31 protein-coding genes and 1 tRNA gene are annotated in these 24,333 nt (G+C 64.2%); 1 reads left to right on the top strand and 31 read right to left on the bottom strand.

Annotated elements, in window-relative coordinates; genetic code table 11:
* Positions 1–31 precede the first annotated feature (31 nt).
* From BAC01S_RS25825 to BAC01S_RS25785, 9 genes are all read right to left on the bottom strand, one after another.
* Positions 32–316, bottom strand: coding sequence for a ribbon-helix-helix domain-containing protein (locus BAC01S_RS25825; protein ID WP_027797367.1), 285 nt, complete (start codon positions 314–316; stop codon positions 32–34).
* 319 nt (positions 317–635) lie between these two features.
* Positions 636–1,250, bottom strand: coding sequence for a tyrosine-type recombinase/integrase (locus tag BAC01S_RS33415; RefSeq protein ID WP_084168866.1), 615 nt, complete (start codon positions 1,248–1,250; stop codon positions 636–638).
* A gap of 141 nt (positions 1,251–1,391) precedes the next feature.
* Positions 1,392–1,467: transfer RNA gene (locus BAC01S_RS25815), tRNA-Thr, on the bottom strand.
* Positions 1,468–1,485: 18 nt separating this feature from the next.
* A complete protein-coding gene (locus BAC01S_RS25810; RefSeq protein ID WP_027797365.1) occupies positions 1,486–1,968 on the bottom strand; it encodes a ClpXP protease specificity-enhancing factor in 483 nt (160 codons plus the stop codon).
* Positions 1,969–2,058: 90 nt separating this feature from the next.
* Complete coding sequence (locus tag BAC01S_RS25805; protein WP_027797364.1) at positions 2,059–2,670, bottom strand: glutathione S-transferase N-terminal domain-containing protein; 612 nt, start codon at positions 2,668–2,670, stop codon at positions 2,059–2,061.
* Positions 2,671–2,777: 107 nt separating this feature from the next.
* Positions 2,778–3,563, bottom strand: a complete 786-nt coding sequence (locus tag BAC01S_RS25800) for a cytochrome c1 (protein WP_084168864.1) — start codon at positions 3,561–3,563, stop codon at positions 2,778–2,780.
* Positions 3,564–3,581: 18 nt separating this feature from the next.
* On the bottom strand, positions 3,582–4,967 hold the full coding sequence (locus BAC01S_RS25795; protein ID WP_027797362.1) for a cytochrome b: 1,386 nt from the start codon (positions 4,965–4,967) through the stop codon (positions 3,582–3,584).
* On the bottom strand, positions 4,967–5,587 hold the full coding sequence (petA, locus tag BAC01S_RS25790; protein WP_027797361.1) for a ubiquinol-cytochrome c reductase iron-sulfur subunit: 621 nt from the start codon (positions 5,585–5,587) through the stop codon (positions 4,967–4,969). The genes BAC01S_RS25795 and petA overlap by 1 nt, the downstream gene beginning before the upstream one ends.
* 240 nt (positions 5,588–5,827) lie before the next feature.
* On the bottom strand, positions 5,828–6,574 hold the full coding sequence (locus BAC01S_RS25785; RefSeq protein WP_027797360.1) for a Nif3-like dinuclear metal center hexameric protein: 747 nt from the start codon (positions 6,572–6,574) through the stop codon (positions 5,828–5,830).
* Positions 6,575–6,593: 19 nt separating this feature from the next.
* Here BAC01S_RS25785 and BAC01S_RS25780 point away from each other — a divergent pair, with 19 nt between their 5' ends.
* Positions 6,594–7,817, top strand: a complete 1,224-nt coding sequence (locus tag BAC01S_RS25780) for a Do family serine endopeptidase (RefSeq protein ID WP_027797359.1) — start codon at positions 6,594–6,596, stop codon at positions 7,815–7,817.
* Positions 7,818–7,927: 110 nt separating this feature from the next.
* On the opposite strand, the gene tatC is transcribed toward BAC01S_RS25780, so the two are convergent.
* From tatC to mlaD, 22 genes are all read right to left on the bottom strand, one after another.
* A complete protein-coding gene (gene tatC / locus BAC01S_RS25775) occupies positions 7,928–8,713 on the bottom strand; it encodes a twin-arginine translocase subunit TatC (protein WP_027797358.1) in 786 nt (261 codons plus the stop codon).
* Positions 8,714–8,753: 40 nt separating this feature from the next.
* Positions 8,754–9,302: a Sec-independent protein translocase protein TatB gene (tatB, locus tag BAC01S_RS25770; protein WP_027797357.1), complete on the bottom strand. Its 549-nt coding sequence runs from the start codon at positions 9,300–9,302 to the stop codon at positions 8,754–8,756.
* Between the two features lie 43 nt (positions 9,303–9,345).
* Positions 9,346–9,585: a Sec-independent protein translocase subunit TatA gene (gene tatA, locus BAC01S_RS25765; protein WP_027797356.1), complete on the bottom strand. Its 240-nt coding sequence runs from the start codon at positions 9,583–9,585 to the stop codon at positions 9,346–9,348.
* Between the two features lie 166 nt (positions 9,586–9,751).
* Positions 9,752–10,120 (bottom strand): histidine triad nucleotide-binding protein, encoded by a 369-nt coding sequence (locus tag BAC01S_RS25760; protein ID WP_027797355.1) that lies wholly within the window; start codon positions 10,118–10,120, stop codon positions 9,752–9,754.
* Positions 10,121–10,168: 48 nt separating this feature from the next.
* Positions 10,169–10,561: a DUF4870 family protein gene (locus BAC01S_RS25755; RefSeq protein WP_027797354.1), complete on the bottom strand. Its 393-nt coding sequence runs from the start codon at positions 10,559–10,561 to the stop codon at positions 10,169–10,171.
* A 123-nt stretch (positions 10,562–10,684) separates the two neighbouring features.
* Entirely contained in the window at positions 10,685–11,053 is a 369-nt protein-coding gene (locus BAC01S_RS25750) for a phosphoribosyl-ATP diphosphatase (protein WP_027797353.1), read from the bottom strand.
* Positions 11,050–11,466 (bottom strand): phosphoribosyl-AMP cyclohydrolase, encoded by a 417-nt coding sequence (hisI, locus tag BAC01S_RS25745; protein ID WP_027797352.1) that lies wholly within the window; start codon positions 11,464–11,466, stop codon positions 11,050–11,052. Before hisI ends, BAC01S_RS25750 begins: the two co-directional genes overlap by 4 nt.
* 1 nt (position 11,467) lies before the next feature.
* Positions 11,468–12,241: an imidazole glycerol phosphate synthase subunit HisF gene (gene hisF, locus BAC01S_RS25740; RefSeq protein WP_027797351.1), complete on the bottom strand. Its 774-nt coding sequence runs from the start codon at positions 12,239–12,241 to the stop codon at positions 11,468–11,470.
* 49 nt (positions 12,242–12,290) lie between these two features.
* Positions 12,291–13,043, bottom strand: coding sequence for a 1-(5-phosphoribosyl)-5-[(5-phosphoribosylamino)methylideneamino]imidazole-4-carboxamide isomerase (gene hisA, locus BAC01S_RS25735; protein ID WP_027797350.1), 753 nt, complete (start codon positions 13,041–13,043; stop codon positions 12,291–12,293).
* A 183-nt stretch (positions 13,044–13,226) separates the two neighbouring features.
* Positions 13,227–13,868: an imidazole glycerol phosphate synthase subunit HisH gene (gene hisH / locus BAC01S_RS25730; protein ID WP_027797349.1), complete on the bottom strand. Its 642-nt coding sequence runs from the start codon at positions 13,866–13,868 to the stop codon at positions 13,227–13,229.
* A 265-nt stretch (positions 13,869–14,133) separates the two neighbouring features.
* Complete coding sequence (hisB, locus tag BAC01S_RS25725) at positions 14,134–14,721, bottom strand: imidazoleglycerol-phosphate dehydratase HisB (RefSeq protein ID WP_027797348.1); 588 nt, start codon at positions 14,719–14,721, stop codon at positions 14,134–14,136.
* Positions 14,722–14,769: 48 nt separating this feature from the next.
* Complete coding sequence (hisC, locus tag BAC01S_RS25720; protein ID WP_027797347.1) at positions 14,770–15,846, bottom strand: histidinol-phosphate transaminase; 1,077 nt, start codon at positions 15,844–15,846, stop codon at positions 14,770–14,772.
* A gap of 187 nt (positions 15,847–16,033) precedes the next feature.
* The gene (gene hisD / locus BAC01S_RS25715) at positions 16,034–17,353 is read right to left on the bottom strand and encodes a histidinol dehydrogenase (protein WP_027797346.1); all 1,320 of its coding nucleotides are present in this window, start codon (positions 17,351–17,353) and stop codon (positions 16,034–16,036) included.
* Between the two features lie 82 nt (positions 17,354–17,435).
* Positions 17,436–18,143: an ATP phosphoribosyltransferase gene (gene hisG / locus BAC01S_RS25710; RefSeq protein ID WP_027797345.1), complete on the bottom strand. Its 708-nt coding sequence runs from the start codon at positions 18,141–18,143 to the stop codon at positions 17,436–17,438.
* The gene (gene murA / locus BAC01S_RS25705) at positions 18,140–19,402 is read right to left on the bottom strand and encodes a UDP-N-acetylglucosamine 1-carboxyvinyltransferase (RefSeq protein ID WP_027797344.1); all 1,263 of its coding nucleotides are present in this window, start codon (positions 19,400–19,402) and stop codon (positions 18,140–18,142) included. Before murA ends, hisG begins: the two co-directional genes overlap by 4 nt.
* A gap of 114 nt (positions 19,403–19,516) precedes the next feature.
* Complete coding sequence (locus tag BAC01S_RS25700; RefSeq protein ID WP_027797343.1) at positions 19,517–19,756, bottom strand: BolA family protein; 240 nt, start codon at positions 19,754–19,756, stop codon at positions 19,517–19,519.
* A 21-nt stretch (positions 19,757–19,777) separates the two neighbouring features.
* The gene (locus BAC01S_RS25695) at positions 19,778–20,533 is read right to left on the bottom strand and encodes an ABC transporter permease (protein WP_027797342.1); all 756 of its coding nucleotides are present in this window, start codon (positions 20,531–20,533) and stop codon (positions 19,778–19,780) included.
* Positions 20,530–21,456: an ABC transporter ATP-binding protein gene (locus tag BAC01S_RS25690; protein ID WP_027797341.1), complete on the bottom strand. Its 927-nt coding sequence runs from the start codon at positions 21,454–21,456 to the stop codon at positions 20,530–20,532. The genes BAC01S_RS25695 and BAC01S_RS25690 overlap by 4 nt, the downstream gene beginning before the upstream one ends.
* A gap of 251 nt (positions 21,457–21,707) precedes the next feature.
* The gene (locus BAC01S_RS25685; protein WP_027797340.1) at positions 21,708–21,980 is read right to left on the bottom strand and encodes an STAS domain-containing protein; all 273 of its coding nucleotides are present in this window, start codon (positions 21,978–21,980) and stop codon (positions 21,708–21,710) included.
* Positions 21,977–22,606, bottom strand: coding sequence for an MlaC/ttg2D family ABC transporter substrate-binding protein (locus tag BAC01S_RS25680; RefSeq protein WP_027797339.1), 630 nt, complete (start codon positions 22,604–22,606; stop codon positions 21,977–21,979). The genes BAC01S_RS25685 and BAC01S_RS25680 overlap by 4 nt, the downstream gene beginning before the upstream one ends.
* Positions 22,607–22,763: 157 nt before the next feature.
* Complete coding sequence (locus BAC01S_RS25675; protein ID WP_027797338.1) at positions 22,764–23,762, bottom strand: MlaA family lipoprotein; 999 nt, start codon at positions 23,760–23,762, stop codon at positions 22,764–22,766.
* A gap of 14 nt (positions 23,763–23,776) precedes the next feature.
* The gene (gene mlaD, locus BAC01S_RS25670; protein WP_174442464.1) at positions 23,777–24,313 is read right to left on the bottom strand and encodes an outer membrane lipid asymmetry maintenance protein MlaD; all 537 of its coding nucleotides are present in this window, start codon (positions 24,311–24,313) and stop codon (positions 23,777–23,779) included.
* Positions 24,314–24,333: the final 20 nt, after the last annotated feature.

Below are 24,333 nucleotides of genomic sequence, written 5' to 3'. Positions count from 1 at the left end.
ACGCAGGCTAGATCGAGCTCAGCGCGGTCGGTTATCTGGAGCGTTCGGCTAATAGCTGTCTCCCTCGCGCAATAATGTTTTCAGGGTCGAATTTCTTTACTCGACCAGCGGCTACATCAGCCAGGCCTTGGTCGATTTCCGCCTTAAGTTCGGCCAGTTCGCTGAGCATCAGTTGACGCCGGGTTTTCCACTCCCGCAGGGCTTCGCGCACGACCTCGCTGGTCGAGGCATATTCGCCGTCTTCAACGGCCTGCCTGATGGCGCCCGCCATTTCGGGCGGCATGGTAACCGTCAGGCGTTCCAGGGTCGCAGACATGGGAAGCTCCCGTTCAGATCAGACGATCATACTGCCACCAGAACGAAATCCAAGACGCCTGGTTTGCGCGTCCTCGCACTCAGAACCGCTTGCCGCGCGGCAAGGACTACATCGCATATGCTGCGCGTCTCCATTGCACACGCATTGCACTTACTGCGCATCGCCATCGCACACGAGTTAGTTTTTTCTGCACATGGCTTATACATCGTTCGAACGAGATTAACTCTCGGCCGCAAAAACGACATGAAAAACAAGAACACGCAGGATAGGCTTGCGCCGGTTTTGGGCACCCATACAATCAATGTCGGCGTACCAGCATCTAGCCTGTGCGTCGCCGCGCCTTGAGCTCATCCAGATAGTCAGCCCAGCGCTGCATCATCACCCGCCGCTCCTTGAGAAATTTCGTACGGTTGTACGCGCTCCCGAGCGTATCGAGAACCGCATGAGCAAGTTGATGCTCGATCACCTCGGGCTTCTGCTCAAGCTCCTCATGCAGAATCGTGCGAGCCATCGCCCTGAACCCGTGCCCCGTAATTTCCGTCCGCGTCCGATCATGTTGCCGGGGCTCGACATAGGGCCGACGCTCTTCGAACCAAGCAAGTGCGATCGCCTCCGAGGTATTGTTCGCGGCCACACGCGCCGCCCGCTTATCCGCTTTCTTCGTCTCGCCCGGATCCGCCCCTAACGTTAGCTGCTCGCGCACCTCGGCACGGCGCTGACGCGCAAGGGCCAGACCAACGTCCGGATACACGCCCAAGGCTAGAGTTTTCTGCTTGCCGAGATAGGGGTACGCAAGCCGCCAATACTTGCCGCCGTTAGGCTGAACCGGCAAAAACATCCCATCGCCGTCGGTCAGCTTGTACGGCGTTTCCTTCGGCTTAGCGTTGCGCACACCCGATCTGTAAGGTTCATGTCGTAGGTACCAACACGCCATAAGCACGATGCCAACGAATATACCAACAAGCCTGCCGGATGCGATTGGATTCCCGCGGACAAAAACCGCCCCAGGAAAACAAAAAACCCCGCAGAATCAAGGACTCTAACGGGGGTTTTCGGACGACTTCGGAATAGCAAATGGTGCCGGCTGCAGGACTCGAACCCGCCACCTGATGATTACAAATCAACTGCTCTACCAGATGAGCTAAGCCGGCGTAGCCCACAATTCTACTTCATTTCACGATCTTGAGGTGGCCCTTGCCGGCTTTCGCGCCGTCGTCGCCGCCCTTTTCGGGTGTGCCGGTTTCCGGAGCATCAACAGGCTCTGCAGCCGACTCGGCCACAGCCTCTTCTTCGTGCTCGTCCCGCTCGGAGGGCAACACGTCGTCGGCATCCCCCGCCGCCGCTTCGACCGGGAACGCCATGCCCTGTCCGTTCTCGCGCGCGTAGATCGCGAGAACGTTCGCCACGGGTACCTCGATCTTGTGCGACTTGCCGGAAAACCGGGCATTGAACTCAATCGCCTCGTTGCCCATCTGCAACTGGCTTGTGGCCTCGAAGCTGATGTTCAGCACGATCTCGCCGTCGCGCACAAACTGGCGCGGCACCCGTGTCCGGTTGTCGACCCGCACCGCGATATGCGGCGTAAAACCGTTATCGGTGCACCATTCGTACAGCGCGCGAAGCAGGTACGGCTTCGTGGAAATCTCTTGCATCAACGATCCTTTGCCGGGGCCGCACGCCGCGCCGAAAACGCCGCGCACCGCGTGCCGCCCCTGATTGCCTGCAGGAATGCCCGCAGGAACTTAGCGGCGCATCACCTTTTCCGACGGCGTCAGCGCTTCGATATAGGCCGGGCGGCTGAAAATGCGCTCGGCGTACTTCATCAAAGGCGCCGCGTTCTTCGACAGTTCGATGCCGTAGTGATCGAGGCGCCACAGCAGCGGCGCGATCGCGACGTCGAGCATCGAGAACTCTTCGCCCAGCATGTACTTGTTCTTCAGGAAGATCGGCGCGAGTTGCGTGAGGCGGTCGCGGATCGCGAGGCGCGCTTTCTCGTGGTTCTTCTCGGCCGCCTTGCCCTTCTCGTTTTCGAGCGTGCTCACGTGCACGAACAGTTCCTTCTCGAAGTTGAGCAGGAAGAGGCGCGCGCGGGCGCGCTGCACCGGGTCGGCCGGCATCAGCTGCGGATGCGGGAAGCGTTCGTCGATGTACTCGTTGATGATGTTCGACTCGTACAGGATCAGGTCGCGCTCGACCAGAATCGGCACCTGACCGTAAGGATTCATCACGGCGATGTCTTCCGGTTTGTTGAACAGGTCGACGTCGCGGATTTCGAAGTCCATGCCCTTTTCGAACAACACCAGCCGGCAACGCTGGGAGAACGGGCAGGTAGTGCCGGAGTACAGAACCATCATGATTTACATTTCCTCAATAAACCCAAAAGGCCAGCGGGCGATCAATCCGTCAGACGGCTTCCAGACGGTTTGCTCGCGGCGCCGGCCCCACGTCGGTCAGGACGTGACTATTTGATATCTTTCCAGTACGCGGCGTTCAGCCGCCAGGCAAAAAAGCTCAGGACGGCGAGGAACAGCAGCACCCATACGCCTAGCTGCTTGCGGGTCTTCTGCTCCGGTTCCGACATCCAGTCCAGGTACGCCACCAGATCGCCCACGGCGGCATCATAATCCACCGGCGAAAGCTTCCCGGGCGTCACCTGATCGTACCCCGCAAAGCGGTGGGTCTTTTCCCCGCTTTCCAGGTCCGTCACGTCCTCGAACTTCGCGTTGCGTATGCCCTGCAGTTGCCAGAGCACATTCGGCATGCTCACGTTCGGATACACGAGGTTGTTCCAGCCCGTCGGCCGCGTGTCGTCGCGGTAAAAGCTGCGCAGGTACGTGTACAGCCAGTCCCGTCCGCGCGCGCGCGCTTCCACGGAGAGGTCCGGCGGCGTCACGCCGAACCACGATTTCGCGTCGTCCGGCCGCATGGCGATCGACATCGTGTTGCCGACCTTGTCGGTCGTGAACAGGAGATTGTCCTCGATCTGCTTCTGCGGAATGCCGATTTCCTCCAATGCGCTATAGCGCATCAGGTTCGCGCTGTGGCAATTCAGGCAATAGTTTACAAACAATTGCGCGCCATGTTGCAGCGAGGCAAGATTTTCGCCGTTATCGGGCGCGCGGTCGAGCGGAATGTTTTCCTGGGCTCGCACCGGCCCCGCGGCAAGCGCGCAGACCAGCGCCAGCGCGGCCACGCCAAATCTGGCGCCCGCACGCGTGAGCGCCGCATAGAGGGATTTTGTCGTCATGTTTTCCTCGCTCACGGATTAATGGGGCTTGAACCGCACGCGCTCAGGCGGCTGCTTGAACGTGCCAAGCGGCGTCCAGACCGGCATGCCGAGGAAAAACGCGAAATAGACGAGCGCGCAAACCTGCGCGATCAGCGTCGCCGCGGGCGATGGTGGTTTTGTCCCCAAAAATGCCAGCGTCAGGAATGCAATGACGAAAATCCCGAGGAAAACCTTGTGGAACGTCGGCCGGTAGCGGATCGATTTCACCGGTGCCCGGTCGAGCCACGGCAGGAAGAAGAGCGAAATCACCGCCGATCCCATCACCACCACGCCCCAGAACTTCGACTCGGTGAAGGCCATCGCGAGGATCACGAGGACGGCCAGTACGGGCAGCCCCACGCGCCATTTGCCGCGCGCCCGCACGAGCGAAAGCAGCCCGAGCAGCGCGATCACGATCATCAGCACGATCTTGAACGGGTCAGTGGTGGCGCGCAGCATCGCGTAGAACGCCGTGAAGTACCACACCGGCGCGATTTCGGGGGGCGTCTGCAACGGGTTGGCCGGGATGAAGTTGTTCGCTTCGAGGAAGTAGCCACCCATTTCCGGGGCGAAGAACACGATCGCCGCGAAGATCATCAGGAAGATGCACACGCCCATGAAGTCGTGCACCGAGTAGTACGGATGGAACGGAATGCCGTCGAGCGGAATGCCGTCCGCGTCCTTTTTCTCCTTGATCTCGATGCCGTCGGGATTGTTCGACCCCACCTCGTGCAGCGCGACGATATGCGCGATCACGAGGCCGATCAGCACGAGCGGAATCGCAATCACGTGGAACGCGAAGAAGCGGTTGAGCGTGATGTCCGACACGACATAGTCGCCGCGGATCCACAGCGAGAGGTCCGGGCCGACGAACGGAATCGCCGAAAACAGGTTCACGATCACCTGCGCGCCCCAGAACGACATCTGGCCCCAGGGAAGCAGATAACCGAAGAAGGCCTCGGCCATCAGGCACAGGAAGATCGCGCAGCCGAAGATCCAGACGAGTTCGCGCGGCTTGCGGTAAGAACCGTACAGAAGCCCGCGGAACATATGCAGATAGACGACCACGAAGAACATCGAGGCGCCTGTGGAGTGCATGTAGCGGATCAGCCAGCCCCACGGCACCTCGCGCATGATGTACTCGACCGACGCGAACGCGAGCGTCGAATCGGGCTTGTAGTTCATGGTGAGGAAGATGCCGGTGACGATCTGGTTCACCAGCACGAGCAGGGCCAGCGAGCCGAAGAAGTACCAGAAGTTGAAGTTCTTCGGCGCGTAGTACTCGGACACATGCGCGCGCCACGTCGCGGTGAGCGGAAAGCGCCTGTCGATCCAGCCGAGGAGGCCCGTCGTCTCCACCTTGTTGTCGGTTCCCGTCGCCATCACGCTTCTCCTTGTTCGTCCTTGCCGATCACGATCTGCGTCGGGGACGTGAACATGTACCGGGGGATGTCGAGGTTCTGCGGCGCGGGCTTGTTCTTGAACACGCGCCCGGCCAGGTCGTAGGTGGAGCCGTGGCACGGGCACAGGAAGCCGCCGGGCCAGTCGTCGGGCAGGTTGGGCTGCGGGCCCTCCTGGAAGCGCGGAGTCGGCGTGCAGCCCAGGTGGGTGCAGACGGCGACCGCCACGAGAATGTTCTTGTGCTCGGGACGCGAGCGGTATTCGTTCTTGCAGTATTCCGGCATCGGCATGGAGAACGGATGCTCGGAGTTCGGGTCCGCCAGTTCGGGATCGGCCTTCACGACATCGGCCATCATGCGGTCGGTGCGGTTCAGGATCCAGACCGGCTTGCCGCGCCAGGCCACCGTCATCATGCTGCCGGGCTCGAGGCCGGTGATGTCGACTTCGACGGGCGCGCCGGCGGCGCGGGCCTTTTCGGATGGTGCAAACGAAGCTACGAACGGTACGACGGTGGCAACGCCTCCTATGCCACCTGCTACGGACGTCGCAATCAGCCAGGTTCGGCGGCTGCCATCGACGCGGTCATTTTCATTGTCTCGCATCACATCGCCCCACTTCTGAGTTGGATTTATCCGTCACGCCGTGCTTACCCGCGTACTGCCGAACGCTAGTTTGCGCGAATGGAGTCGGCATTTACAAGGGGCGACCTCCAAAAAGCGCGCGAAGTCCTTGATATGTCGGGGTTTTCCCGCACGAAAAAGGCGACTTCCAGCTTGCCGTTGTAAATGCTTTCTGAATAAATCCGGCGCGGGGACGCCCCGTGCAGGACACCGTCAATCCGCTCAGACCGGATTGTGGATATCGATGAAGAGATGCTCGATGCCGAAGGTGTCGGCCAGATGCGAGCCCACGGCCTGCACGCCGAAACGCTCGGTCGCGTGATGGCCTGCTGCGAGAAACGCCACGCCGCTTTCGGCCGAAATATGGAAGGTCGGCTCTGAAATCTCGCCGGTGAGGTAGACGTCGGCACCGGCATCGATCGCAGCCTCAAAGAGCCCCTGTGCCGCGCCCGTGCACCACGCCACGCGGCGCAGCTCCCAGTCGGGATCGCCGATCACGAGCGGAGCGCGGCCGAGCGTTTGCTCGACCTGCGCCGTAAAGTGCGCAAGCGTGATCGGCATGGGCAGCGTCGCCATCCAGCCGAGGTCCTGCTCGCCGAAGCGCTGCTCGCCGATCCAGCCAAGGCGGGCGCCCAGTTGGGCATTGTTGCCCAGTTCCGGGTGGCTATCGAGCGGCAGGTGGTAGGCAAAGAGGCTCAGGTCGTTCTGGAGCAGCGTCTTGAGGCGCCGGTACTTGCGGCCGGTGATTTGCGGCGCCTCGTTCTTCCAGAAGTAGCCGTGATGGACCAGCACGGCGTCCGCGCCCCACTCCAGCGCGGCTTCGAGGAACGCGAGCGAGGCGGTCACACCCGTCGCGATCTTCTCCACCCGGCGGCGCCCTTCCACCTGCAAGCCATTGGGGCAATAGTCCTTGAAGCGCGCGGCTTCGAGAAGATTGTTCAGATACAATTCCAGTTCGATCCGATCCATATAATCCTCTAATCTTCAGATGCTTAGACGCTTTTGGCTGTTCTTCGCCCAGGCGGTGACGGTCCTGCTCGCGTTGATGTTCATCGTCGCAACGCTCAAGCCGCAGTGGCTGCAGCATCAGGGGCAATTCGGCAAGCAGCTCGCCGAACCGATCGTGGCGCTGCGGGAGGTGGCGCCCGGCATTGGCATCGGCGGCGGCCCGGCGCAGGGCTCCTATGCGGACGCCGCCCAGAAAGCGATGCCCGCGGTCGTCAACGTGTTCTCGAGCAAGGACGGATCGCTTCCGCCCGACCCGCGCCAGAACGACCCGCTGTTTCGCTACTTTTTCGGCAATCCCAACAACAATCACAAGCAGCAGGATCAGCCTGCCGCGAATCTCGGCTCGGGTGTCATTGTCAGTCCGGACGGTTACATTCTAACGAACCAGCACGTCATCGACGGCGCCGATCAAATCGAAATCGCGCTCTCGGACGGCCGCACCACGACCGCGAAGGTCGTCGGCGCCGACCCGGAGACCGATCTGGCGGTGCTCAAGATCACTCTGCCGAACCTGCCCACCATCACGCTCGGGCGCATGGATCAGGCGCGCGTGGGCGACGTGGTGCTCGCCATCGGCAATCCGTTCGGCGTGGGCCAGACGGTCACGATGGGCATCATCAGCGCGCTGGGACGCAATCATCTCGGCATCAATACGTTCGAAAACTTCATCCAGACCGACGCGCCGATCAATCCCGGCAACTCCGGCGGCGCGCTCGTGGACGTGCACGGCAATCTGCTCGGCATCAATACGGCCATTTACTCGCGCTCGGGCGGCTCGCTCGGGATCGGCTTCGCGATTCCCGTTTCCACGGCGCGCAGCGTGCTGGAGAGCATCATCACGACGGGCTCGGTCACGCGCGGCTGGATCGGCGTCGAGCCGCAGGACGTGACGCCCGAGATCGCCGAATCGTTCGGGCTGAACCAGAAGTCGGGGGCGATCGTCGCGGGCGTGCTGCAAGGCGGCCCGGCCGACAAGGCCGGCATCAAGCCCGGCGACATCCTGATTTCGGTGAACGGCGAGGAAATCACCGATACGACGCGCCTTCTGAACGTGATCGCGCAGATCAAGCCCGGCACCGACGCGAAGATCCATCTCGTGCGCAAGAACAAGGACATGGATCTCGACGTGCTGATCGGCAAGCGCCCGCCGCCGCCGAAGCAGCCGGAACAGGAAGACGGCGAGGACGACGACAACGGCGGCTGACCCTCACCCAAGATCGCCAGATACTGGAAAAGCAAAAAGGCCGCGAATTCGCCGTTCGCGGCCTTTTTTGTCCCTGCGGCACGCTGCGCGCGGGGGCGACACGGGTAAGCCTAGCTGCTGGCCGCCTGCTCCTCGTCAGCGGGCTTCTTCTCGCCGCTGCCGACGAACACGCGCGCGGCGATGATCCCGGCCTCGTAGAGCACGATCAGCGGCAGCGCGAGGATGAGCTGCGAGAACACGTCCGGCGGCGTGACGACGGCCGCGACGATGAACGCGCCGACAATCACGTACGGACGAATCTCCTTGAGCTTCTTCACCGTAAGAAGGTTCATGCGCACGAGCAGCACCACGACGATGGGCACCTCGAAAGTCACGCCGAAGGCGATGAACATGGTGAGCACGAAGCTCAGGTAATTGTCGATATCGGTCGTCATCTCCGCGCCAAGCGGCGCGTTGTAGTGCGCCATCACGCGGAAAATGGTCGGGAACACGACGAAGTAGGCGAACGCCATCCCGCACAGGAACAGCGTGTAGCTGCTCGCCACCAGCGGCGCGACGAGCTTCTTCTCGTGCTGGTAGAGGCCGGGCGCGACGAACGCCCAGATCTGGTAGAGCACGACCGGGAGCGCGATCACGAACGCGACCAGCATCGTGACCTTCATCGGCACGAAGAACGAGCCGGTGACGTCGGTGACGATCATCTTGCCGTCGCGCGGCAGGTTCTGCATAAGCGGGCGCGCGAGCAGCCGGAAAATATCTGGCGCCCAGTACACGAGCCCGACGAATACGACGATGACCGCAATGCCCGCGCGGATGATGCGGTCGCGCAGTTCGACGAGATGGGAGATGAAGGTCTCTTCGCTGCCTTCATCCTGTTTTAGCTGGGGGTCGCTCACACCGGCCCTCGATTGGAGATGGACGTACGCAAGATCGGCATCAGAAGAAGCGCACCGGCCGGCGCAGGCTGGCCGGCGTGTGCTGCGCGACACGCGCTGCGCCCGACTGCACCCGCGTGCGCCGCAACGTGGCGCGCTTGTACCAGACGGGGGTGGTGGCCTGCTTCACGCGCCAGTTCTTGCGCCTCGCCGGCACGGCGCCGGCGCTGCGCCAGGTCGATGCGTCCGCGGTGACGGCGGCAACGCCCTCTGCCGTAACGGCCGCGGCATCGGCACCGCCCGCGATGCTCGGCGACACCGAAGTCCCGGCGCTCCACGCGTCGTTCAGTTCGGCTTCCTGCTTGCGCAGGTTGTCGTGGACGGTCTTTTCGACGTTGGTCGCCGCCTGCTCGAACTCGGTCTTCATGCGACGCAGTTCGTCGAGTTCGATCTCGCGCGTGACCTCCGCCTTGACGTCGTTGATGTAGCGCTGCGCGCGGCCGAACAGGGCGCCGGCCGTGCGCGCGACGCGTGGCAACCGTTCCGGTCCGAGCACGACCAGCGCGACAACGCCGATCAGCGCCATCTTGGTAAGACCCAGATCGAGCATGAATGGAAGTTTCCGTCAGCCTGAGATGGGACGAACGACCGCTTTAGCGGTAGTCCGTACGTTCGCTCTTGTCCTTGGCCTCGACATCGACCGTGCCGCCGTTGGACGGCAGCTCGCGCTTCTGCGCGTCGGCGCCGGCGGCCTCGCTGTCACGCATGCCTTCCTTGAAACCCTTCACGGCCCCCCCCAGGTCGCTGCCGATATTGCGCAGCTTTTTCGTGCCGAAGACGAGCGCCACGATCAGCAAGACGATCAGCCAGTGCCAGATGCTCAACGAACCCATGATCCCAATTCTCCTTGACCCCGCCGCGCTTCGTGCCTGCGGCGGGAAAATCGCAGTGTGCCGTCGGCGCGCCTGCGTATTGACGCCGCCCACCGAAGCAGGAGCGGCATAACCTGAAAATAGTGCCGGTGCAGTGTGGCCGCAGTATGGCGTTAGCGTGGCAGCTTCAGCCCATGCGATGCCACGGCCGCGGACCGGCAAGCAGATGGGCGTGCAGGTGATAGACCTCCTGCCCGCCGCCAGGCCCCGTATTCACGACAGTGCGAAAACCGGTTTCGCCGCCGGTGTACGACACGCCAAGCTCCTTCGCAAGACGCGCGACCAGTACAAACATTCTACCAAGCAGCGGAGCATCGTTTTCGCCGCAATCCGAAAGGGTAGGAATATGCTGGCGCGGAATGACGAGCACGTGCGTTTGCGCTGCGGGGCGAATATCGCGAAAAGCCACGAATTCGTCGTCCTCGTAGACCCGGGTGCTCGGAATCAGCCCGTCGGCAATCTTGCAGAAGAGGCAGGTACTGCGATCGTGACTCATGATGCTCCAGGTCAGTGACACGCGATGGATGCCCGGATGCCGGGATGCTCAAACCCACCCGCGCGGGTCGGCCAGCGGCTTGTTGTCGTACAGATACAACCAGCCTTTGATGATACGGTACAACGTCCAGATTGCGACAGCCCACAGGACCGGAACGCCAACCAGCACGATGATGAGGGCAACGCCGATGAGGTGGCCGGCCAGCGCGAGCCAGAAGGTGCGGATCTGCCAGGTGAAATGCTGCTCGTAGGGCGTGCCGAGCGCCTCGTCGCGTTTGAGGTAATTCAGAATGATCGCGACGAGTATCGAGATGCCGCCGGTGAGCCAGTACACGGCGTAAAGCGCGTAAAGCACGTGCGTCAAGGTGCGCAGGCTGCGCAGACGATCCGCTTCGATCGGATCGCGAACGGTGGGAGGCGGATATCCGCCGGGCATGGACATGCTGCTCGTCTCCTGTCGATCCGGAGTTAGTGCTTTAGCACTTACTTCGGCCCCATGCGAAGCTCTTACTTTGGCCCCATGCAACGCTGTCGGCCGACCCGCCCGCCTTGCCGGCCCTGCGGCTCAGTCGCCGTTCTGCTCGCGCTCGCGGCTCTTGCGCAGCGCCTTTTCCTCAAGACCCGAAAGGCCCTCGCGGCGTTCCAGTTCCGCCAGCACGTCGGCGGGGCTCAGCTCGAAATGCGAGAGCGCCACGAGACAATGAAACCACAGATCGGCCATTTCGCCGACGAGCGCCGTCGGCGCACCGCCCTGGCGCAGATCCTTCGCCGCGAGCACGACTTCCGTCGCCTCTTCGCCGACCTTCTTGAGCACCGCGTCGTCGCCCTTATGGAAGAGGCGCGCAACGTAGGAAGCATCCGGATCGCCGCCCTTGCGGCTGTCGATCACCGCCGCGAGGCGCAGCAATGTGTCGTTGGTGGTGAGTTGCGTCATTTGTAGATATGTTCGGGGTCTTTCAGCACGGGATCGACAGTGACCCAGCGGCCCTCGTCGACGGTGCCTTCGAATTGCTGGAAGAAGCACGAATGGCGGCCCGTATGGCACGCAATGCCCGAAACCTGCTCGACCTTGAGCAGCACGACGTCCTCGTCGCAGTCGAGGCGGACGTCACGCACGTGCTGCACGTGGCCCGATTCCTCGCCCTTGAACCACAGGCGCTGGCGCGAGCGCGAGAAGTACACGGCGCGGCCCGTTTCGACCGTCTTCGCGAGGGCCTCGCGGTTCATCCACGCGAACATCAGCACGTCGCCCGTCGCCGCTTCCTGCGCGATCACGGGCACGAGGCCGTTGGCGTCCCAGTTGACCTTGTCGAGCCAGGCCGATTTTTCGATAGCGTTCGTCGTCACGTCACAACCTCACCGAGATGCCCTGATCGGCCATGAAGCGCTTCGCCTCGCCAACCGTGTGCTCGCCATAGTGGAAGATGCTTGCCGCCAGCACCGCGTCGGCGTGGCCTTTCACGATGCCGTCCGCGAGATCCGCGAGGCCGCCCACGCCGCCCGAGGCGATCACGGGAATCGGCACGGCGTCGGAGACGGCGCGCGTGAGATCGAGGTCGAAGCCGCTCTTCGTGCCGTCGCGGTCCATGCTCGTGAGCAGAATCTCGCCCGCGCCGAGCTCGGCCATCTTGCGCGCCCACTCCACCGCGTCGATGCCGGTAGCCTTGCGGCCGCCGTGCGTGAACACTTCCCAGCGCGAGGGCTCGCCCGGCGCGGAGGTCCGCTTCGCGTCGATGGCGACGACAATGCACTGCGAGCCGTACTTGTCGGCGGCGTCGCGCACGAGCTGCGGATTCGCCACCGCCGAGGAGTTCATGCTGATCTTGTCCGCGCCCGCGTTGAGCAGGCGCCGCACGTCCTCGACGGCGCGCACGCCGCCGCCGACCGTCAGCGGGATGAACACCTGCGAGGCCACCGCTTCGATGATCGGCAGGATCAGGTCGCGCTGGTCGGAGGTGGCGGTGATGTCGAGAAACGTGAGTTCGTCGGCGCCCTGCTCGTCGTAGCGGCGCGCGATTTCGACGGGATCGCCGGCATCGCGCAGCTCGACGAAATTGACGCCCTTGACGACCCGCCCGGCGGTCACGTCGAGACAGGGGATGATGCGTTTGGGTAGAGCCATGATCTTGCCGATGTTGCCAGTCGATTGAGCCGCGCGGCGCTTGACGTTATCAGGCGTCGTCCGATTCGCGCAGGCTGTCTGCGTGGGTCTGAGCCTGGGTGAAGTCCAGATCGCCCGAATAGATGGCGCGGCCGCAGATCACGCCTTCAATGCCTTCGTCTTCCACTTCGCAGAGCGCGTCGATGTCGGCCATGTTCGAGAGGCCGCCGCTCGCGATGATGGGGATCTTCACCGAGCGCGCAAGGCGCACCGTCGCCTCGATGTTGATGCCCTGAAGCATGCCGTCGCGGCCGATGTCGGTGTAGATGATCGATTCGACACCGTAGTCTTCGAACTTGCGCGCGAGATCCACGACTTCGTGGCCCGTGAGCTTGCTCCAGCCGTCGGTGGCGACCTTGCCGTCCTTCGCGTCGAGGCCGACGATGATATGGCCCCCGAATGCCGTGCACGCTTCCTGCAGGAAGCCCGGATTCTTGACCGCGGCCGTGCCGATGATCACGTACGAGAGGCCGTCGTCCAGATAGCGCTCGATCGTGTCGAGGTCGCGAATGCCGCCGCCGAGCTGCACGGGAATCCGGTCGCCCACTTCCGCAATGATCTCGCGGATCGCGTCTTCGTTCTTCGGCTTGCCTGCGAACGCGCCGTTCAGGTCGACGAGGTGCAGGCGCCGCGCGCCGCGCTCGAGCCAGTGTCGGGCCATGGCCCCCGGCTCTTCGGAGAAAATCGTCGCCTGGTCCATATCGCCTTGCTTGAGGCGTACGCAGTGACCGTCTTTGAGATCGATGGCCGGAATCAGCAGCATAGCTATCGCGTGTTATCTGGGAAGAGGGTTGAATACAGCCGGCGCCGGTCGAGAAAAAGGCCGATCCGACGCCGTTTCGCTAGTTTAGTACAAGTCTTTCGGCCGTCTTGCTGACGCAAATCGGGTTGGCGGCTGCTTTGGCCGAACGGCCGATGCCCACGCCACGCAAGCCCGCGCGAGCCATCACGGGTTCCAGTGGACGAAGTTGCGATAGACGCGCAAACCCGTTGCCGCGCTCTTTTCCGGGTGGAATTGGGTGGCGAAGATGTTATCCCGCGCCACCGCCGAGGTAAAGGCGGCGCCATAGGGCGTCTCGCCCACCGTATGAGCCGGATCGTCGGGCACGACGTAATAGCTATGCACGAAGTAGAAGTGGCTGCCGTCGGGCACGCCTTCCCACAGTGCATGAGCGCGCGTCTGGCGCACCACGTTCCAGCCCATCTGCGGCACCTTGAAGCGCGAGCCGTCGTCCTGCAGCTGCCCTGCCAGCTCGAAGCGCACGACCTTGCCGGGCAGCAGCCCGAGGCCCTTCGTGTCGCCTTCGGCGCTCCAGTCGAACAGCATCTGCTCGCCCACGCACACGCCCATCAACGGCTTCGCGCGCGACGCCTCGATCACGGCCTCCTGCAGGCCCGATTCGGCGAGCGAGCGCATGCAGTCGGGCATCGCGCCCTGGCCCGGCAGCACGACGCGGTCGGCCGCACGAATCGCCTCCGGGCGATCGACGATGGCCACGTCGGCTTCGGGCGCCGCCTGTTTCAGCGCCTGGGCGACCGAACGCAGGTTGCCCATTCCATAATCCACAATCGCAATTGAAGTCTTCATTTCGAATCAGGCCGCGTGGGCCCTGGCTCCTGGCTTGTTCTGGCGGAAGAAACGCCTACGCGCCCTTCGCATGCCATCCAATCCTCATACCCTTACGACAGGGGCAGCCCGATATCGCCGGCGCGATGCGGCGGATCGCCGGTGCCGCAAGCCGCGCGCGGGCCTCGCCGCGCTGCGCAACCGGCACGCTCGCGCCGCCACGCATAGGGCGCGGCGCGCTGACCGGAATGCGTCGGGCTTGCGCGTCGTCGAGGGTGTACGGTCGTTAAAGGCTGCCCTTCGTGGACGGAATCCGGCCCGCCGCGCGCTCATCCAGCTCGGAAGCCTGGCGCAGCGCACGGCCGAAGGCCTTGAACACGGTTTCCATCTGATGGTGGGCATTCAGCCCGCGCAGATTGTCGATGTGCAGGGTCACGCCAGCGTGGTTGACGAAGCCGCGGAAAAACTCGATCGACAGATCGACGTCGAACGTGCCGATGCGCGCGCGCGTGAACGGCACGTGGAACTCGAGCCCCGGACGGCCGGAGAAGTCGATCACGACGCGCGAAAGCGCCTCGTCGAGCGGCACGTAGGCGTGGCCGTAGCGGCGAATGCCCTTCTTGTCGCCAATGGCCTGCGCCACCGCCTGGCCGAGCGTGATGCCGACGTCCTCGACCGTATGGTGATCGTCGATATGCGTATCGCCATGCGCCTCGATTTCCAGGTCGATCAGACCGTGTCGTGCGATCTGGTCGAGCATGTGATCGAGAAACGGCACGCCGGTCGCGAGCTTCTGCTCGCCGGTGCCGTCCAGATTGATCTTGACGCGGATTTGCGTTTCGCTGGTGTTGCGAACGACTTGCGCGACGCGCATGGCAATTTCCTTCAAACAACCCGTAACAGGAGAGTTAGAGAACGAAGCTCACTTCAGCACGAGCTTCAGCGCGGCGAGGAGCTGCGCGTTTTCGTCGGGTGTCCCGACGGTGAGGCGAACACAATTCGCCAGCAATGGGTGCATTTTACTCACGTTTTTGATCAAAACTCGCGCCGTGAGCAGCGTATCGAACACCGCGGCGGCGTCCGGCACGCGCACCAGCAGGAAATTGCCGGCGCTCTCGAACACCTCGGCGCCCGGCAATTCCGCCACTTCGGCCGCGAGCACCGCGCGCCCGGTGCGCAGCTGTGCGGCCTGCGCGTCCAGCACATCCACGTGATCGAGCAGGAAATTCGCGGCGGCCTGAGTCAGCACATTGACGTTGTACGGCGGCCTCACCTTGTCGAATTCGTTGAGCCAGGAGGGGCGGCCCGCCAGGTAGCCGAGGCGGATACCCGCCAGCCCGAGCTTCGACATCGTGCGCATCACCACGACATTGTCGAACTCGCCCGCGCGCGGCATCCAGCTTTTCTGCGCGAACGGCTGGTAAGCCTCGTCGATCACGACGAGACCCTGCGCGGCCTGGGCAGCCGCGATGATGCGCTCGATATCGGCGTCGTCGAACAGCGTGCCGGTCGGATTGTTCGGGTACGCAAGCCAGATCACAGAGGGACGATGTTCGGCGATCGCGGCGAGCATGGCATCCGTGTCGAGCGTGAAATCCGCATTGAGCGGCACGCCCACGAACTCCACCTGCGCGAACTTCGCCGACATGGCGTACATCACGAAGCCCGGCACCGGCGCAAGCACCTTCGCGCCCGCTTTCGCACACGCCATCGTGATCATGCTGATGATTTCGTCCGAGCCGTTGCCGAGCAGCACGTCGCACTCGGCCGGCACGTGCATGGCGGCCTTGAGCTTCGCGATCAGCGCCTCGGGACGCGGCGCCGGATAGCGGTTCAGCGCGACCTCCGCCAGATGCTCGCCCAGTCGCGCCGCAAGATCGCCGGGCAGCGTGAACGGGTTTTCCATGGCGTCCAGCTTCACGAAGCCGGTCGCGTCGGGCACCGGATAGCTCGTCATCGCGAGCACATCGGGGCGGAGAATGTCTTGAGGTGTCGTCATGTTGGGCGGGCGGACGCGCACGATGGCGGCCAGCCCTCTATCGGACGGCTTCGGAGCCGCCCTGGTTATCGTAAGGTTCTCGCAAACGGGTCTTGCCGTTCAATGCGCCTGCAGAACGTTGCACTACCGGGCCAGCCCGCCATGGATCGCACGGCAGGGTAGTCCGGCACCGGGCCGCCGGGTTCGATCAGCCCTGCTTCATCCGGTATTCGGCGCTGCGGGCATGAGCCTGCAGGCCCTCGCCATAGGCCAGTTCGGCGGCAATCTCGCCGAGCGTCTGCGCGCCTTCCGCGCTGACCTCGATGAGGCTCGAGCGCTTGAGGAAATCATAAACGCCGAGCGGCGACGAGAAACGTGCGGTACGCGACGTAGGCAGCACGTGGTTCGGCCCCGCGCAGTAATCGCCGAGGCTCTCGCTCGTGTAGCGGCCGAGGAAGATCGCGCCGGCATGGCGGATTTCGGCGCCCCACTTCTGCGGGTCCAGCGCGGAGATCTCGAGGTGCTCGGGCGCGATCTCGTTGGCGATGGCGCAGGCTTCGGCCATGTCGCGCACCTTCACGAGCGCACCGCGATTCGTGAGCGACGTGGCAATGACCTCCGCACGCGGCATGCTGGGCAGCAGCTCGCCGATCGCCTCTTCCACGCGCGCGATGAACGCCGCGTCCGGGCACAGCAGGATCGACTGCGCGAGCTCGTCGTGCTCGGCCTGCGAGAACAGGTCCATCGCGACCCAGCGCGGGTCCGTGGTGCCGTCGCAGAGCACGAGGATTTCCGAGGGGCCCGCGATCATGTCGATGCCGACCGTGCCGAACACGCGGCGCTTGGCCGACGCCACATAGGCATTGCCGGGGCCGCAGATCTTGTCGACGGGCGGAATCGTGGCCGTGCCGTAAGCGAGCGCCGCCACCGCCTGCGCCCCGCCGATCGTGAACACGCGGTCCACGCCGCCGAGCAGCGCTGCGGCGAGCACGAGCGGATTCTTCACGCCGTCGGGCGTGGGCACGACCATGATGATCTCGCGCACGCCCGCAACGCGCGCGGGAATCGCGTTCATCAGCACCGACGACGGATACGCGGCCTTGCCGCCCGGCACGTAAAGGCCCACGCGGTCGAGCGGCGTGACCTTCTGGCCGAGCACGGTGCCGTCCGCTTCGGTGTACTGCCAGCTATGCGAGCCGCACTCGATGCGCTGCTTCTCGTGGTAGCCGCGCACGCGCGCCGCCGCCGCTTCGAGCGCCGCGCGCTGCTTGGGCTCGAGGCTCTCCAGCGCCGCTTCGAGCTCGCTCATGGGCAGCTCCAGTGCCGCGACGCTGTTGGCCGAAAGGCGATCGAAGCGGTTCGTGTAGTCGAGCACGGCGGCGTCGCCGCGCGCTTTCACGTCGGCGAGGATCTGAGCCACCGAGCGCTCGATCGCCTCGTCTTCGCTCGCCTCGAACGCGAGCACCGCGTGCAGCGCCTTCTTGAAGCCTTCGGCGCTGGAATCGAGTTTGCGAATCGTGATAGCCATGCTGATACCCATCCGTAACGGTTTGTGCGCGAGGGCGCCCTGTGCAGGCCCCTTGCGCGAACGACGCCTGCCCTGGCTGGCCTTAGCCTGCCTCGGCCGGACTCGCTTGCGCGCCGCGTAGCGACGCGCGTTCGAACGCGTCGATGAAAGGCCGCAGCGCGGCGCGCTTCAGCTTGAGCGCCGCCTGATTCACGACGAGGCGCGAGGAGATCGGCATGATCTCCTCGACCTCGACCAGATTGTTCGCGCGCAGCGTGCCGCCCGAGCTGACGAGGTCGACGATCGCGTCGGCAAGGCCGACGAGCGGCGCCAGCTCCATCGAGCCGTACAGCTTGATGAGGTCGACGTGCACGCCCTTCGCCGCGAAGTGCTGGCGCGCGGTTTCCGTGTATTTCGTCGCGACGCGCAGGCGCGCGCCCTGGCGCACCGCGTTCGCGTAATCAAAGCCCGCCGCCACAGCCACCGACATGCGGCAGCGCGCGATGTCGAGGTCGATCGGCTGATAGAGGCCGCTGCCGCCATGCTCCAGCAGCACGTCCTTGCCGGCCACGCCGAAGTCCGCGGCGCCGTATTCCACATAGGTCGGCACATCGGTTGCGCGCACGATGATCACGCGCAGGTTCGCATCGGTCGTGGGCAGGATCAGCTTGCGCGAGGTCTCGGGGTCTTCCGCCACCTGCACGCCCGCGGCGGCGAGGAGCGGCATCGTCTCTTCGAAAATGCGGCCCTTCGAGAGCGCGAGCGTAAGCGGGGCGCCTGCCGCCGCAGCCGGCGTCTGGACGGTGCTCATGCCGCGTTCCCCTTGATGCGCTTCACGTTCGCGCCGATCTTCGTCAGCTTCTCTTCCATGCGGTCGTAGCCGCGGTCGAGGTGATAGATACGGTCGATCAGCGTCTCGCCGTCGGCGCACAGGCCCGCGATCACGAGGCTCGCCGAGGCGCGCAGGTCGGTTGCCATGACCTTCGCGCCCGAGAGTTTCTCGACACCCGCCACGAGCGCCGTGTTGCCGTCGATGGTGATGCTCGCGCCCAGGCGGTTCAGTTCCTGCACGTGCATGAAGCGGTTCTCGAAGATCGTCTCCACGACCTGCGAGGTGCCGTCCGCCAGCGCGTTGAGCGCCATGAACTGCGCCTGCATGTCGGTCGGGAAGGCCGGGTATTCGGAGGTCCGCACGTTGACGGCGCGCGCGCGGCCGCTCATGCGCACGCGCATCCAGTCGTCGCCCTCTTCGATCGTCACGCCGGCTTCGCGCAGCTTTTCGGTGACGGCGTCGAGAATGCCCGGGCGCACGTGGCGCAGCGTGACGTCGCCGCCGGCGGCCGCCACCGCGCACAGGAACGTGCCGGCCTCGATGCGGTCGGGAATGACCGTGTGCTTCGCGCCGTGCAGCGCGTCGACGCCCTGGATCGTGATGCGGTCCGTGCCGATACCCTCGATTTTCGCGCCCATCGCGACGAGCAGGTTCGCGAGATCGCCCACTTCGGGCTCGCGCGCGGCGTTCTCGATCACCGTTTCGCCCTCGGCCAGCACGGCGGCCATCAGCAGGTTTTCCGTGCCGGTCACCGTGATCATGTCGGTGACGATGCGCGCGCCCTTCAGGCGCTTCGCGCGCGCTTCGATGAAGCCGTGCTCGATCGTAATCTCGGCGCCCATCGCCTGCAGGCCCTTGATGTGCTGGTCCACGGGGCGCGCGCCGATCGCGCAGCCGCCCGGCAGCGACACCTTCGCCTCGCCGAAGCGCGCGACGAGCGGCCCCAGCACGAGGATCGAGGCGCGCATGGTCTTCACGAGCTCGTAGGGCGCGACGAGATTGGTTAGCTTCGAAGCGTCGAGCTGCACGCGGCTGCCCGACTGCTCGGTGCGCACGCCCATCTGGCCGAGCAGCTTGAGCGTGGTGCGCACGTCCTGCAGGTCGGGCACGTTCTCCAGATGGACCGGCTCCGCCGTCAGAAGGCCCGCGCACAGAATGGGCAGCGCGGCATTCTTCGCGCCGGAAACGGCCACTTCCCCCGCGAGCTTCCGCCCGCCGACGATGACGAGTTTGTCCATGCCTGAGGTTTCCTGATCCGTGCGGCCTGCCTGCTGGGCCGCGTCTTTCGCTTGGGGCGAGGCGCCGCTGACGGCGCCGTCTTTATCCTGGGTGATTCGCACTGATATTCCAGATTATGCGTTCTGCCATTCGGCGGGCGTAAGCGTCTTCATGCTGAGCGCGTGGATTTCCTCGCGCATGCGATCGCCAAGTGCGGCGTAGACCAGCTGATGGCGCTGGATCAGGCGCTTGCCTTCGAAGGCCGGCGAGACGATGGTTGCGAAGAAGTGCTGGCCGTCGCCCTCCACTTCGAGGTGCTCGCATGCGAGCCCTGCCGAGATGTACTGCTTGACCTGTTCCGGTGTCGGCAACATGGTGAGAAGCTCCTGTCCTGCTTAGTGGCGCAGCTTGTAGCCGCTCGCAAGCAAACGCATCGCGAGCGCGGCGAGCGCCACGAAAAACACGAAAACAATCGAGAAGCTCCAGAACGGGCTTACGTCGGACAAGCCGAAGAACCCGTAGCGAAAGCCGTCGATCATGTAGAAAAACGGGTTGAGCCTCGACACTTCGCGCCACACGGGCGGCAACGTATGCGTGGAGTAGAACACGCCCGAGAGAAACGTGAGCGGCATGATGAGGAAGTTCTGGAACGCCGCGAGCTGGTCGAACTTCTCGGCCCAGATGCCGGCGATGAGGCCGAGCGTGCCGAGAATGGCCGAGCCGAGCACGGCGAACGCCACGATATAGAGCGGCGCGGCGAAGCTCACCGGAATGAACCAGATCGTCACCACGAACACGCCCGCGCCGACCGCCAACCCGCGCACGATCGACGCGAGCACGTAAGCTCCAAACATCTCCCAGGCGGCGAGCGGCGGCAAGAGGACAAATACGAGATTGCCCGTGATCTTCGACTGGATCAACGACGACGAGCTGTTCGCGAACGCGTTCTGCAGCACGCTCATCATCACGAGACCGGGAATCAGGAAGCTCGTGTACTCGACGCCCGGATACACCTGCACGTGACCGCGCAGCGCGTGGCCGAAAATCGTCAGATAGAGCAGTGCGGTGATGACGGGCGCGAGCACGGTCTGGAAGGCAACCTTCCAGAAACGCAGCACTTCCTTGTAGAACAGCGTTTGGAAACCGCTCATGCCAGCCCCTCGATCACTTCCGGACCGCTCATCACCTGCACGAAAACATCCTCCAGATCGGCCTTGCGGACCTCCATCTCCTCGAGCTTGCAGCCGTTCGCGCGGCACAGCGCGAGGATACGCTCGACCTCGTCGTAGTTGGCAAGACGCAGCAGGTGCTGGCGCGTGTTGACGTTCGACGGATCGACTTCGAGCGTGCGCAGCTCGGCGGGCAGCACGCCCTCCGAGAAACGCAGGAATAGCTGCGTGCCCGCGAAGCGCTGCAGGAGCGTGCTAGTGCGCTCGAGCGCCACGACTTCGCCGCGGCGCAGCATCGCGATGCGGTCGCACAGCTCCTCGGCTTCCTCCAGGTAGTGCGTGGTGAGCACGATCGTGTGGCCTTCGCGGTTCAGGCGCGCGATGAATTTCCAGAGCGTCTGGCGCAGTTCGACGTCCACGCCGGCGGTCGGCTCGTCGAGCACGATCACGGGCGGACGGTGCACGAGCGCCTGCGCCACCAGCACGCGGCGCTTCATGCCACCCGAGAGCGCGCGCATGTTGACGTCGGCTTTTTCGGTGAGGTCGAGGTTCGCCATGACCTCGTCGATCCACGCGTCGTTGTTGCGCAGGCCGAAGTAGCCGGACTGGATGCGCAGCGTCTCGCGCACCGTGAAGAACGGATCGAACACCAGCTCCTGCGGCACGACACCAAGGCTGCGGCGCGCGTTGCGGTAGTCATTCACGACGTCGTGGCCGCGCACGGCAATCGAGCCTTCGTCGGCGCGCGCGAGGCCCGCAAGAATGCTGATGAGCGTGGTCTTGCCCGCACCATTCGGGCCGAGCAGCCCGAAGAACTCGCCCTCTTCGACCGTAAAGCTGACGCCTTTGAGCGCCTGGAGCTCCTTGTAGCGCTTCTTGACGTTACGAATTTCTATGGCTGGCATGACTCGAACGCCGCCCGTCTCGTGGCGGTGCGGCTATAAAGTGCATCAATGCTGCGGGGGAAGACCGGGAAATGGGGGACAGCCCGTAGCGCCATCCGTGCCGCCGAAAATCCGGCGGCAACGCCCAAAAAACGGTTGATTATAGGGCAAAGTCGTAAGAGCCGACCTGGCCCGAAGAGACGCAGAGGAGGGAATCGCGGCGAACCCGCCCAGTCCGCCGGCAGAACCGGGGACCGGGGAGCCGCCGCGCGTCAATGTCGCTCGTGCAGGAGCGAATCGACGCCGTAGGCGTGCGCGAGGCTCGCGAGCTTGGAAGGCAGATTGAGGACGTCGAGCGTCGTGCCGCGCTCGCGCGCGGCGCGCTGCCAGGCGATCAGCACGGCCAGCGCCGACGAATCGAATTGCGTGAGGGGTGCGCAGTCGACGGCGGTCGCGCCCTGCGCGATGCGCGCCAGCCCCGCCGCGAGCGCGGCTTTCGCGCTCTCGTGGGTCAGCGCCGCACCGGTATCGAAGCGCGTGCTCACGAAGTCTTGCCCGCGGCGAGCTGCTGGTTGCGCTGCGTGAGGAACTGGATCAGGCCGTCCACGCCGCCTTGCTGGATCTTTTCCTGGAACTGTTGCTGGTAGGCCTGGATCAGCCACGCGCCGAGCACGTTGATGTCATACACGCGCCAGCCTTGCGGCGTCTTGTACAGACGGTAGTCGAGCTCGATCTGCTGGCCGTTGTTCATGACCATCGAACGCACGACGACGTCGGTGTCGTCCGGGTTCGCGCGGAACGGCCTGTACTGGATCTGCTGATCGCGCACCTGGGCGAGCGCGCCCGAGTACGTGCGGATCAGGAGCGTCTTGAACTGCTCGATGACCTGCGCCTGCTGATCCGGCGTGGCCGTGCGCCAGTTGCGGCCCATCGCCAGTTGCGTCGTGCGGCGGAAATCCATGTACGGGAGGATCTTCTCGTTGACGAGCTGCGTGATCTTGTTGATGTCGCCCGCCTGGATCGACTTGTCGCCGCGGATCTGGTCGATCACCTGCTGGGTGACCTGCTGAACCATCGTATCGGGGTTGCTGGTGTCCACCGTTTGTGCGGACGCCACACCCGTCATCGCAAAAAACATGGCGAAAAGCGGCAACAGAAAGAATTTTTTCATATCAAGTCCTGCGTGATGGGGAGAAGCGCCCCGTTGGAGCCAACAATATCACGCGAGTTCTGTCGGGCTCCATCGTTAAACTGCGAAGATTCTGCGACAACCGTTTCTTCATGTTACGCAGCAGCTTATGTCTGACAAATCGCGCGCGGCCTGCGCGTCAGCGCAGACGCAGCATCGACGGATAGCCGATACGCGCGGGCGGCACCATCTGGTCGGCCGGCACGGTCGTGTCCGACGCGCCGGTGGCCGCCGCCGCTCCGTTCGGGCCCACCAGCGGCGCCGGGCCGCCAGCCGGCAGCGCAGGCGCCGTGCCGCTCTCCTGCGCACCGGAAGCGGCAACCGCCGGCGCGGCCGTCGTTGCTCCCGACGCCGCCGTGGCACCGGCGGCCGGGGCCGCCCCTTGGTCGACGTCTTCGTACTTCGGCGGCGGCGCACCTTCGCCGTAGTCGGGCAGATTCGACGACGAACCGCCCTTGCCGTCGGACAGCTGATAGGCGCGGCGCTGCAGGTAGCCGTTGCGCACGAACGAGTACTTGTCGATGGCGGCGCCCTCGAGCAGGTCGCTCGCGCCGAGCAGGTTGGCCCGGGTGCTGACGATGTTCAGGCCGTACAGCCCCCAGCTCAGCGCCGCCGGATTGACGTAGGTCAGCGGGTTAATGAAATAGTTGCCGGCCGAGCCCACGGCGTCGCGCACCGTGCTCGGGCCAAGGAACGGCAGCACGAGGTACGGTCCGGCCGGCACGCCGTAATGCCCGAGCGTGAGACCCAGATCCTGGTCGTGCTTGGGCAGCTTCGCGAGCGTCGCCACGTCGAACAGACCGCCGACACCGAAGACCGTGTTGATCACGATCCGCATGATGTCTTCCACGCCGTCGGTGATCTTCAACTGCAGGAGGTTGTTCGCCGCGTTGTAGACGTCGCCGATATTCGAGAAGAAGTTCGTGACACTGTCACGCACCGGCTGCGGCGTCGCCCACACGTAGCCCTTGGCTACGGGCTTGAGCGCGTATTGGTCCACCTTGTCGTTGAAGGTGAAGATCGAGCGGTTGAAACCCTCCCACGGGTCGTCTTTCGACGGCGTCTGCACCGTCGCGCACCCCGAGATCGCCAGCACCGCGACACCCATCGCGGCTGCGCGCATGCGCATCGTGAACATTGTTGTTCTCCTTCTCACTTGCCTGCCGCGCCCGAGCCGGCCTCGGCCGGCGCCGGAGCCGGCGCCGAGGCGCCCGGTTTCGCCGCCCCCGAATCGGCGGCTTTGCTGTAGAGGAACTGGCCGATCAGGTTCTCCAGAACGATCGCCGACTGCGTCATGGCAATGGTGTCGCCGGCCTTGAGCATTTCGCTGTCACCACCCGGCTCCAGGCCGATGTACTGCTCGCCCAGCAGGCCCGAGGTCAGGATTTTCGCCGACGTATCCTTCGGGAACTGGTATTGCTGGTCCATGTTGATCGTCACGAGCGCCTGGTAGGTGTTCGTGTCGAAGCCGATCGACGCCACCCGGCCGACGGTCACGCCCGCGCTCTTCACGGGCGCGCGCGGCTTGAGTCCGCCGATATTGTCGAACTTGAGCTTGAGCGGATAGGTCGGCTGGAACGACAGCGAACTCATGTTGCCGGCCTTCAGCGCGAGAAACAGCAGCGCGATGAAGCCCAGCACCACGAACAGGCCGACCCAGAAGTCGAGAGCATTCTTTTTCATCGTCATCCCAATCAGAATCCGTTGCG

Source organism: Paraburkholderia acidipaludis NBRC 101816, from assembly GCF_000684975.1.
In the GTDB taxonomy this organism is placed as follows: domain Bacteria; phylum Pseudomonadota; class Gammaproteobacteria; order Burkholderiales; family Burkholderiaceae; genus Paraburkholderia; species Paraburkholderia acidipaludis.
The sequence above is the reverse complement of the archived record's forward strand: the minus strand, read 5'-3'. Positions and strand labels throughout refer to the sequence as shown.

What these genes read in the sequence shown, in the direction of transcription:
- BAC01S_RS25825 (WP_027797367.1), bottom strand. Translation starts at nt 316, where the DNA reads ATGTCTGCGACCCTGGAACGCCTGACGGTTACCATGCCGCCCGAAATG.
- BAC01S_RS33415 (WP_084168866.1), bottom strand. Translation starts at nt 1,250, where the DNA reads ATGGCGTGTTGGTACCTACGACATGAACCTTACAGATCGGGTGTGCGC.
- BAC01S_RS25810 (WP_027797365.1), bottom strand. Translation starts at nt 1,968, where the DNA reads ATGCAAGAGATTTCCACGAAGCCGTACCTGCTTCGCGCGCTGTACGAA.
- BAC01S_RS25805 (WP_027797364.1), bottom strand. Translation starts at nt 2,670, where the DNA reads ATGATGGTTCTGTACTCCGGCACTACCTGCCCGTTCTCCCAGCGTTGC.
- BAC01S_RS25800 (WP_084168864.1), bottom strand. Translation starts at nt 3,563, where the DNA reads ATGACGACAAAATCCCTCTATGCGGCGCTCACGCGTGCGGGCGCCAGA.
- BAC01S_RS25795 (WP_027797362.1), bottom strand. Translation starts at nt 4,967, where the DNA reads ATGGCGACGGGAACCGACAACAAGGTGGAGACGACGGGCCTCCTCGGC.
- petA (WP_027797361.1), bottom strand. Translation starts at nt 5,587, where the DNA reads ATGCGAGACAATGAAAATGACCGCGTCGATGGCAGCCGCCGAACCTGG.
- BAC01S_RS25785 (WP_027797360.1), bottom strand. Translation starts at nt 6,574, where the DNA reads ATGGATCGGATCGAACTGGAATTGTATCTGAACAATCTTCTCGAAGCC.
- BAC01S_RS25780 (WP_027797359.1), top strand. Translation starts at nt 6,594, where the DNA reads ATGCTTAGACGCTTTTGGCTGTTCTTCGCCCAGGCGGTGACGGTCCTG.
- tatB (WP_027797357.1), bottom strand. Translation starts at nt 9,302, where the DNA reads ATGCTCGATCTGGGTCTTACCAAGATGGCGCTGATCGGCGTTGTCGCG.
- tatA (WP_027797356.1), bottom strand. Translation starts at nt 9,585, where the DNA reads ATGGGTTCGTTGAGCATCTGGCACTGGCTGATCGTCTTGCTGATCGTG.
- BAC01S_RS25760 (WP_027797355.1), bottom strand. Translation starts at nt 10,120, where the DNA reads ATGAGTCACGATCGCAGTACCTGCCTCTTCTGCAAGATTGCCGACGGG.
- BAC01S_RS25755 (WP_027797354.1), bottom strand. Translation starts at nt 10,561, where the DNA reads ATGTCCATGCCCGGCGGATATCCGCCTCCCACCGTTCGCGATCCGATC.
- BAC01S_RS25750 (WP_027797353.1), bottom strand. Translation starts at nt 11,053, where the DNA reads ATGACGCAACTCACCACCAACGACACATTGCTGCGCCTCGCGGCGGTG.
- hisF (WP_027797351.1), bottom strand. Translation starts at nt 12,241, where the DNA reads ATGGCTCTACCCAAACGCATCATCCCCTGTCTCGACGTGACCGCCGGG.
- hisA (WP_027797350.1), bottom strand. Translation starts at nt 13,043, where the DNA reads ATGCTGCTGATTCCGGCCATCGATCTCAAAGACGGTCACTGCGTACGC.
- hisH (WP_027797349.1), bottom strand. Translation starts at nt 13,868, where the DNA reads ATGAAGACTTCAATTGCGATTGTGGATTATGGAATGGGCAACCTGCGT.
- hisB (WP_027797348.1), bottom strand. Translation starts at nt 14,721, where the DNA reads ATGCGCGTCGCGCAAGTCGTTCGCAACACCAGCGAAACGCAAATCCGC.
- hisC (WP_027797347.1), bottom strand. Translation starts at nt 15,846, where the DNA reads ATGACGACACCTCAAGACATTCTCCGCCCCGATGTGCTCGCGATGACG.
- hisD (WP_027797346.1), bottom strand. Translation starts at nt 17,353, where the DNA reads ATGGCTATCACGATTCGCAAACTCGATTCCAGCGCCGAAGGCTTCAAG.
- hisG (WP_027797345.1), bottom strand. Translation starts at nt 18,143, where the DNA reads ATGAGCACCGTCCAGACGCCGGCTGCGGCGGCAGGCGCCCCGCTTACG.
- murA (WP_027797344.1), bottom strand. Translation starts at nt 19,402, where the DNA reads ATGGACAAACTCGTCATCGTCGGCGGGCGGAAGCTCGCGGGGGAAGTG.
- BAC01S_RS25700 (WP_027797343.1), bottom strand. Translation starts at nt 19,756, where the DNA reads ATGTTGCCGACACCGGAACAGGTCAAGCAGTACATCTCGGCAGGGCTC.
- BAC01S_RS25695 (WP_027797342.1), bottom strand. Translation starts at nt 20,533, where the DNA reads ATGAGCGGTTTCCAAACGCTGTTCTACAAGGAAGTGCTGCGTTTCTGG.
- BAC01S_RS25690 (WP_027797341.1), bottom strand. Translation starts at nt 21,456, where the DNA reads ATGCCAGCCATAGAAATTCGTAACGTCAAGAAGCGCTACAAGGAGCTC.
- BAC01S_RS25680 (WP_027797339.1), bottom strand. Translation starts at nt 22,606, where the DNA reads ATGAAAAAATTCTTTCTGTTGCCGCTTTTCGCCATGTTTTTTGCGATG.
- BAC01S_RS25675 (WP_027797338.1), bottom strand. Translation starts at nt 23,762, where the DNA reads ATGTTCACGATGCGCATGCGCGCAGCCGCGATGGGTGTCGCGGTGCTG.
- mlaD (WP_174442464.1), bottom strand. Translation starts at nt 24,313, where the DNA reads ATGACGATGAAAAAGAATGCTCTCGACTTCTGGGTCGGCCTGTTCGTG.